General features: G+C 69.0%; 8 protein-coding genes. 7 read left to right on the plus strand and 1 reads right to left on the minus strand.

The annotated features are described in order from the left end of the window. On the minus strand, nt 1-532 hold a 532-nt coding region (locus K8V84_RS17400; RefSeq protein ID WP_304076177.1), incomplete at its 3' end, for a DUF3866 family protein. A gap of 96 nt (nt 533-628) precedes the next feature. Here K8V84_RS17400 and K8V84_RS17405 point away from each other — a divergent pair. The 7 genes from K8V84_RS17405 to K8V84_RS17435 form a co-directional block, all read left to right on the plus strand. Further along, on the plus strand, nt 629-2,674 hold the full coding sequence (locus K8V84_RS17405) for a YafY family protein (RefSeq protein WP_304076179.1): 2,046 nt from the start codon (nt 629-631) through the stop codon (nt 2,672-2,674). Between the two features lie 60 nt (nt 2,675-2,734). Next, on the plus strand, nt 2,735-2,920 hold the full coding sequence (locus K8V84_RS17410; protein WP_304076183.1) for a hypothetical protein: 186 nt from the start codon (nt 2,735-2,737) through the stop codon (nt 2,918-2,920). 66 nt (nt 2,921-2,986) lie between these two features. Beyond that, on the plus strand, nt 2,987-3,316 hold the full coding sequence (gene tatA, locus K8V84_RS17415) for a Sec-independent protein translocase subunit TatA (protein ID WP_304076185.1): 330 nt from the start codon (nt 2,987-2,989) through the stop codon (nt 3,314-3,316). 181 nt (nt 3,317-3,497) lie between these two features. Then, on the plus strand, nt 3,498-4,325 hold the full coding sequence (tatC, locus tag K8V84_RS17420; RefSeq protein ID WP_304076192.1) for a twin-arginine translocase subunit TatC: 828 nt from the start codon (nt 3,498-3,500) through the stop codon (nt 4,323-4,325). Nucleotides 4,326-4,440: 115 nt separating this feature from the next. After that, nucleotides 4,441-4,866, plus strand: a complete 426-nt coding sequence (locus K8V84_RS17425) for a DUF397 domain-containing protein (RefSeq protein WP_304076186.1) — start codon at nt 4,441-4,443, stop codon at nt 4,864-4,866. Nucleotides 4,867-4,960: 94 nt separating this feature from the next. Beyond that, complete coding sequence (locus K8V84_RS17430) at nt 4,961-5,857, plus strand: diacylglycerol kinase family protein (protein WP_304076188.1); 897 nt, start codon at nt 4,961-4,963, stop codon at nt 5,855-5,857. Between the two features lie 12 nt (nt 5,858-5,869). Then, nucleotides 5,870-8,232, plus strand: a 2,363-nt coding sequence (locus K8V84_RS17435; RefSeq protein WP_304076190.1) for an RNA helicase, incomplete at its 3' end; no start/stop codon positions are given.

An 8,232-nucleotide genomic window follows, 5' to 3' on the forward strand; every position in this document is an offset into this window, starting at 1 on the left:
CCTCGCGCAGCGCCCCCAGACTCCGGGAGAACATCGCCGGCAACGCGCCGCCGTCCAGCACCACGTTGACGACCCGGGTGCGGGGACGTTCGGCGCGCACCCCCGCCAGCACGGCCGGCAACGACGAGTGCAGATCGGCCACAACGACCGGCATCCCATCGATCCCCCGCGCGGCACGCAGAGTCTCGTGGTGGGGCGACCCCTGTTCGTCGGCGCCTTGAACGGTGACCTGAAGCGGGGTGTAGCGGGCCTTGACCAGGTGGCCGGGGCCCTCCCGGTCGGCGGGCAGGCGGTCGGGGACGGCCACCACCAGCGCGTACCCGCCGGTGCCCAGCCCCAAGTCAAGGGCGCCGGTGTTGAGCAGTACCTCATCGCCCACGCGTGGTTCGCCGACCAGATCGGTGTAGGCCAGGGCCCGGCAGGTGGACGGGGGAGCGGTGTCGGAGTCGGCGGCCAGATCGACCGCGCACACGTGGACCCCGGACCAGGAGGGCAGGAGTGAACGGACTTGGCCACGACGCCACCGGATCATGGTCGGCACGGTACCGTCGGTGCTGAACCGAAGGTGGGAGGACGCGCCCTCGCGGCCCCGCCCGGCGCATCATCCCAGGGTGAAGGAGTGGCGACGATGTCGCGCAGGAAGACCGAACGACAGCTCAACCTGGTCATCTGCCTGTTGTCCACCCGGCGCCACCTGACCGCCCAGGAGATCCGGGCGACCGTCCAGGGGTACGCGGAGGCCGAGACCGAGTCGGCGTTCAAGCGCATGTTCGAACGCGACAAGCGCGAACTGCGCGACAGCGGCATCCCGATCCAGGTGGGCACCGGTGACGCCTTCAGTGGAGAGGAGGGTTACCGGATCTCCCGGTCGGACTACGAGTTGTCCGAGATCGAGCTACGGCCGGACGAGGCGCTGGTGCTGGGGCTGGCGGCCCGAGCCTGGAGGCACGCCTCTTTGGGCGAGGCCGCAGCCAACGCCCTGTTCAAGCTCCGCTCGGCCGGGGTTCCGGTGGACGCGGAGGCCGCTCCCGGGCTGACCCCGACCATGCGCACCGACGAACCCGCCTTCGGCCCTGTCTGGCAGGCGATCCGCGACCGCCGTCCGGTGGTCTTCTCCTACCGCAAACCCGGGCAGACCGAGGCCGTACGCCGCGAGGTGGAACCGTGGGGTGTGGTCAACCAGGACGGCCACTGGTACGTGGTCGGCCACGACCGGCTGCGCGAGGCCCGCCGGGTCTTTCGGCTCGGACGCATCCAGGGACAGGTGACGGTGGTGCGCACCGGACCCGACGTCGAGGTGCCCGAGGGCGTGGACCTGCGTTCGGTGGTCTCCTCGCAGCGGCCCGACCCCGACCACACCGCCACCGTGCGGGTGCTCGTGGACTCCGCGCACGCCCTTCGTCGCAGTGCGCTGCGTGTGGTCCCCGGTGAGCGGGAGGGCGCCGGACCGGTGTGGGACACCCTCACCCTGCCCTACACCGAAACCAACGCCCTGGTGGGTCGGGTGGCCGCCCAGGGAGCCCGCGCCGAGATCGTCGAACCCGAACAGGCTCGCGAGGCGTTGGCCGCGCACATGCGCGGCGTGGTCTCACGGGCCGAGGCCGAGGCCGAGCCGGTGCGGGAGGCCGAGGAACAGGGCGCCCCGGCCCGAGGCCCGCGCTCGGCGGACCAACTGCGTCGGTTGCTGATGTTGGTGCCCTACGCGCTGGGCCGCGACGTGCGTGTGCCGGAGGTGGCCCGTCACTTCGGTCTCAGCGAGAAGCAGGTGGTCCAGGACCTGAGCCTGCTGTGGATGTGCGGTCTGCCCGGCTACACCCCCGGCGACCTGATCGACGTGGACCTGGAGGCGGCCAAGGAGACCGGGGAGATCATCATCGGCAACGCCGACACCCTGGCCCAGCCGCTGCGTCTGACCGCGGACGAGGCGGCCAGTCTGGTCGTGGGCCTGTCGTTGTTGGAGGCGCTGCCCGAGGCCCAGGGTGTGGAGGACGGTGCGCTCAAGCGTGTGGGGGAGAAGCTGCGCGGGGCGGCCGGCAGCGCCGTGGGCGCCCTCGCCGACGCCGTTCAGGTGCGGGTGGAGATGGACGAGCAGGTGGCACAGACCCACCGGCGCTGCTCCCAGGCCCTGGAGGCCGGCCAGCGCCTGCACCTGCGCTACCTGTCCGGGTACCTGGACCAGGTCACCGAACGCGACGTGGACCCGATGGGTCTGGTGGTCCAGGACGGCAGGCCGTTCCTGGAGGGCTACTGTCACCTGCGCGAGGACGTGCGCCTGTTCCGGTTGGACCGGGTGCTGGAACTGACCGTGCTGCCCTACGCCGCCGAGGTGCCCGAGGGTGTGGGCCGGCGCGACCTGTCCAAGGGTGTACTCCAGCGATCCGAACGCGACGCCCTGGTCGTGTTGGACCTGGACCCCTCGGCGCGTTGGGTCACCGAGGACTACGCGTGCGAGTCGGTCACCGAGCTGGCGGACGGTGGGGTGCGCGCCACGTTGCGGACCCCGGCGCCGGCGTGGGTGGCACGACTGGTGTTGTCGTTGGGGTCACGGGGGCGTGTGGTGGCTCCCGAGGGTCTGGCCCGAGAAGTGCGAGCGGAGGCCGAACGGGCCTTGAGGCTTTATGACACGGGAGGAACATCCCCTGACCTGGTCGAGATCGATTCGTCTTCGGAGTGACGCACACCTGTTCACACGGGGTCGAGGTGTAGGTCTTCCGGAAAAGGATATGGTGAGTTCGTGATCGCCCTCGCTGTCCTTTTCGGCCTGGTTATGGTCGGTGTGCTCGTCGTCGGATTCTTCCTGGTGAAGGTCCGACGTGAGGCCGCCCTGCTGTCCGAAAAGGTGACATGGGCGGCGGGCGGGTACCAGGCGAGCAGCGCTGACCTGCGTGAGCGTGTCCGACGTGAGGGGTCACGGCGATGATGACCGAAGGCTCGGACGCGCGTACCATCGAAGGCGCTTGGTCGCGCCCCACAGAGAGGTAGAACCATGGGACCGTTCAACGGACCTACCATCGCCATCCTGGTGATCCTTGCCATTTTGCTGTTCGGAGCCAAGAAGCTCCCGGACCTGGCCCGTTCCCTGGGACGTAGCGCCCGCATCCTCAAGGCCGAGAGCAAGGGCCTGGTCGACGACGACAACAACGAGGAACAGGAGCAGGCCGAGGGCCGGCAGGCACAGCAGGGCCAGGCTCAGCAGGCCTCTCGGACCGACGCCGCCCCGCAGCAGAACCAGCAGCAGGGCTACCCGCAGCTTCCTCCCGGCCAGCGCATCGTCAACGAGTCCGGTGAACCCAGCAACCAGACCTACAACCAGTAGAGCTGCCGGTTCCACCTGTTCGGGGTCGCGCGCGGCCACGTCCCGAACCGGTCGGCGCGGTGCCCCAGGGGCACCGCGCCCCGCGTCTGTGTCAGGGGAGTCCGCGGTGCGCGGACCCGGATGAGAAGAGAGTGACCCCACGATGAGGTCCCGAAGCAGAGCGGCCAACCCGGAGGCCCGGATGCCGCTCATGGACCACCTGCGCGAACTGCGCAACCGGTTGGCCAAGGTACTGCTCATCCTGTGTCTGGGCGCGGTGCTCGGCTTCGTCTTCTACGACCAGATCTGGGATTTCCTCACCAAGCCGTACTGTTCCCTGCCGGCCTCACAGGTGGTGGAGGGCGGCGGTTGCTCCCTCATCGTCACCGGCCCCTTCGACGCCTTCTTCGTGGCCTTCAAGATCTGGCTGTTCGTCGGCGCGTTGGTCACCTCCCCGCTGTGGCTGTACCAGTTGTGGGCGTTCGTGGCCCCCGCCCTGCACGGCAGTGAGAAGAAGTACGCCTACATCTTCGCCCCGCTGGCCGGTGTGCTGTTCGTCGCCGGCGCGTCCCTGGCGTACATGATCACCGCGCTGGCCCTGCAGATGCTCTTCGGGTTCCTGCCCGAGGACGCCGACCCCTACCTGACCATCGGCGAGTACCTCAGCTACATGCTCATCATGATGGGCATGTTCGGCCTCGGCTTCGTCATGCCGCTGCTGGTGGTGTTGCTCAACATCGTCGGCCTGCTGTCCCACGAGGCCATCGCCAAGTGGCGTCGGGTCATCATCTTCTGCGCGTTCCTGGTCGCCGCGGTCGTCACCCCGGCCGAGCCCATCTCCATGCTGGCGCTGGCCGTTCCACTGGTGATCCTGTTCGAGATCGCCGAGCTGTTCTGCTTCTTCAACGACCGTCGTCGCAAGCGCCGGGACCCGACCTCGGAGTTGGACGACGACGAGATCTCCGAACTCGACGATCGACCCTCCGACCTGGACGAACTCGAGGACTCCGACTCGGGCAAGGGCGACTGAGCGGTCATCGGGAACCGGGTGTGGGAGAGACCTCCCACACGCTAGGGTTCGGGGCGGGGCGACCTTCTCGTCGTCCCTGCACACCGAATCGGACGCGGGAAGCCGGGAAGTGTTGATGAGCGAGCAGACCGAGGCCAAGCGGGAACTCCCACCCGAGGCCATGGGGAACGAGAAGTGGCACGACACCACCGACGCGGTGTGGTTGCGCTCCTCCCTGTCGAATCCGGACTCCGAGGCGATCGTGGAGGTCGCCGAGTTCGACGACGGGTTCCGCGCCGTCCGTGACGGAAAGTCGCCGCAGAAGGGCACCCTGTTCTTCACCCCCGCCGAGTGGGAGGCCTTCGTGTTGGGGGCTCGTGATGGCGAGTTCGACATCCCCGAGGAGTACCTTTCCGAGGAGGAGATCGAGATCCAGCGCGGGCAGGGCGAGGTCGAGGCCACCTGGGTACCCTCCCCGTTGCTCACCCCCAAGGCGCTGGAGGAGTACCATCGCCGCCAGCGTGAGGAAGCCGCGCAGGGGTCCACGACCGAGGGCGCCTGAACAGCCCGTCGACCAGGGTGCGAGGGTGTGCGGGGACCTCACCGGCTCGCACGCCCCCGAACCCCCGGCATTATGGGTAGCTAAGGACGCGGTCATGCCCCCTCACATCGCACTTCTGGTCAACCCGGCCTCCGGCCGTCGTCGCTCCGCCGTTCTCGCGGTGCGGCTCAAGGAGGCCCTGCGCGCGGCCGGTGCCCGCGTGCACGTCTACACGGGGCGCTCGGCCGCCGACAGTAGGCGCCTGGCCCGCCTGGCCGTCTCCGATCGCCCCGACGCACTGGTGGCGGTGGGCGGCGACGGTCTGGTCCATCAAGCGCTGCAGGGGGTGGTGGGCAGCGGTGTTCCACTGGCGGTGGTCCCCGCGGGCACCGGAAACGACATCGCCCGGGCCTTCGGTACCGGACGCGCCACCGTACGCGGGATGGCCCAGGCCATCCTGGCCGGCCGCACCCGCCCCAGCGACGTGGTCCGCCTGACCCTGCCCGACGGGACACGGCGCTACTACCTGAGCGTTCTGGCCTGCGGTTTCGACGCCCGGGTCAACGAACGGGTGAACAACTTCCGGTTCGGGATGGGCCGCGCCGGTTATCTGGTCGGCGTCATCGCCGAACTGCGCACCTTCCGGCCCATCGACTTCGAGATCGACATCGACGGCCGCACCATCGCCGAACCGGGGATGCTCGTCGCGGTCGGCAACACCGACTCCTACGGTGGTGGTCTTAAGGTGTGCGCGGGGGCCGAGCCCGACGATGGACAACTCGACGTGGTCCTCATGCGCGAGGCCTCCATGGGCCGTTTCGTCCGGCAGTTCCCCCGAGTGTTCAACGGCAGCCACGTGGGGCTGGACGAGGTGCGCCTCGAACGCGGAGCGAGCGTCACCATCCGTGGTGACGCCGGGGTGGCCTACGCCGACGGTGAACGCATGGGTACGCCGACACTGAAGTGCGAAGTGGTGCCCAAAGCGGTCGAGATGTTGGATCCGACCTCATAGGCTGAGAGGCCTATGAGTAGTCACGCTGAGCGGTACGCCGCCTTCCGTCGGCGGCAGGGCGCGTCCAGCGCCGCCATCGAGGCCTTCCAGGCTCTCTACGGCTTCGAGTTCGATCCCTTTCAGATCAAGGCCTGCAAGGCGCTGGAGAACGGGCACGGGGTGCTGGTCGCCGCTCCCACCGGTTCGGGCAAGACCGTGGTCGGGGAGTACGCCGTGCACCGGGCCCTCGCGGAGGGCACCAAGTGCTTCTACACCACCCCCATCAAGGCCCTGTCCAACCAGAAGTACAACGACCTGGTCAAGCGCTACGGCAACGAACAGGTCGGGTTGTTGACCGGGGACAACAGCGTCAACGGTGAGGCGCCGGTGGTCGTGATGACCACCGAGGTGCTGCGCAACATGCTGTACGAGTCCTCGTCCACCCTGGGCGGGCTGGCGTACGTGGTCATGGACGAGGTGCACTACCTCGCCGACCGATTCCGAGGCGCGGTCTGGGAGGAGGTGATCATCCACCTGCCCGAGTCGGTGCGCATGGTCGCCCTGTCCGCCACGGTCAGCAACGCCGAGGAGTTCGGCGAGTGGCTCCAACAGGTGCGCGGGGACACCACCGTCATCGTCGACGAGAAGCGTCCCGTGCCGCTGTGGCAGCACGTGATGGTCGGCAAGCGTCTGCACGACCTGTTCGTCGATACCGAGGTGGAGTCCACCGGGTCCGATGAGGAGGGGAGGGGCGCAGGCGGACGTTCCAAGCGCAAGCGCGAACGTCGACGCTCCGAGCACCAGCGGCCCCGTGAGATCAAGGTGGGCGGGCAGACCCTGCACATCAACCCGTTCCTGACCCGGGCCGCGGAGGACGACGCGCGCACCACCCAACTGGCCGATCGCCGCCGCCACCCGCAGTCGCGGGCGCGGGGCGCCATCCGCCCGCGCACCCGGTTCGCGCCGCCCAGCAGGCCCATGATCATCGAGGAGCTGGACGCCGAGGGGCTGTTGCCGGCCATCGACTTCATCTTCAGCCGGGCCGGATGCGACGACGCCGTCCGACAGTGCGTGGCCTCGGGGCTGGTCCTGACCACGCCCGAAGAGGCCGACCACATCCGTGAGTACGCCGAGTCCCGCTGCGCCGACATCCCGCGCGCCGACCTGACCGTGCTCGGCTTCGAGGGCTGGCTGCGCGCCCTGGAGTCGGGTGTGGCCGCCCACCACGCGGGCATGCTGCCCACCTTCAAGGAGATCGTCGAGCACCTGTTCTCCCAGGGCCTGATCCGCGCGGTGTTCGCCACCGAGACCCTGGCGTTGGGCATCAACATGCCCGCGCGCAGCGTGGTCATCGAGAAGCTCGACAAGTGGAACGGTGAGACGCACGCGATGCTCACCCCGGGTGAGTACACACAGCTCACCGGGCGGGCCGGACGCCGTGGCATCGACGTGGAGGGGCACGCGGTCGTCGTCTGGCAGGCCGGTACCGACCCCGAGACCGTCGCCGGGCTGGCGGGCACGCGCACCTACCCGCTCAACTCCAGCTTCCAGCCTTCCTACAACATGGCGGTGAACCTGGTCGGTCAGGTGGGCCGCCAACGCAGCCGCAACATGCTGGAGGCCTCCTTCGCCCAGTTCCAGGCCGACCGTGCCGTGGTGGGGCTGGTCAAGAAGCTGCGCAAGCACGAGGAGGCCCTGGAGGGGTACGCCAAGGCCGCCGAGTGCCACCTGGGCGACTTCATGGAGTACGCCGCGCTGCGTCGGGCGTTGAGCGACCGCGAGTCCATGCTGGCCAAGAACAGGTCCTCGCGTCGCCGGGAGGAGGCCCTGGAAAGCCTGGAGATGCTCCGGCCCGGTGACATCATCCGTATCCCCTCGGGGCGTTACTCCGGGCACGCGGTGGTGCTGGACCCCGGCCTGAAGCACGACCTTCCGGCGCCCCTGGTGCTGACCGTGGACAAGCAGGTCAAGCGGATCAACTCCAGTGACTTCCCGATCCCGGTCAAGGCCTCCGGGCGGATGCGCATCCCCAAGTCGTTCTCCGCACGGTCCCCGCGTTCGCGCCAGGACCTGGCCTCCACGTTGCGCAACAAGCTCAAGGAGCAGGGCACCGAGCCCACCTATGAGCGCGGTGGAAGCAGGGGCGACCGGGAGGACGCCGAGGTCAAGCGGTTGCGCGCGCAGATGCGCGAACACCCCTGCCACGGGTGCGCCGAGCGTGAGGACCACGCCCGGTGGGCCGAACGCCACATGCGAACCCAAAAGGACGCCGACGCGCTGCGCCGGCGTGTGGAGGGGCGCTCGCACGTCATCTCCCGCACCTTCGACCGGGTGTGCGGGGTGCTGGAGGACCTGGAGTACCTGTCCGGCGACGAGATCTCCGACGACGGGGGCCG

The organism is Nocardiopsis listeri, assembly GCF_020741345.1.
Lineage (GTDB): Bacteria > Actinomycetota > Actinomycetes > Streptosporangiales > Streptosporangiaceae > Nocardiopsis > Nocardiopsis listeri_A.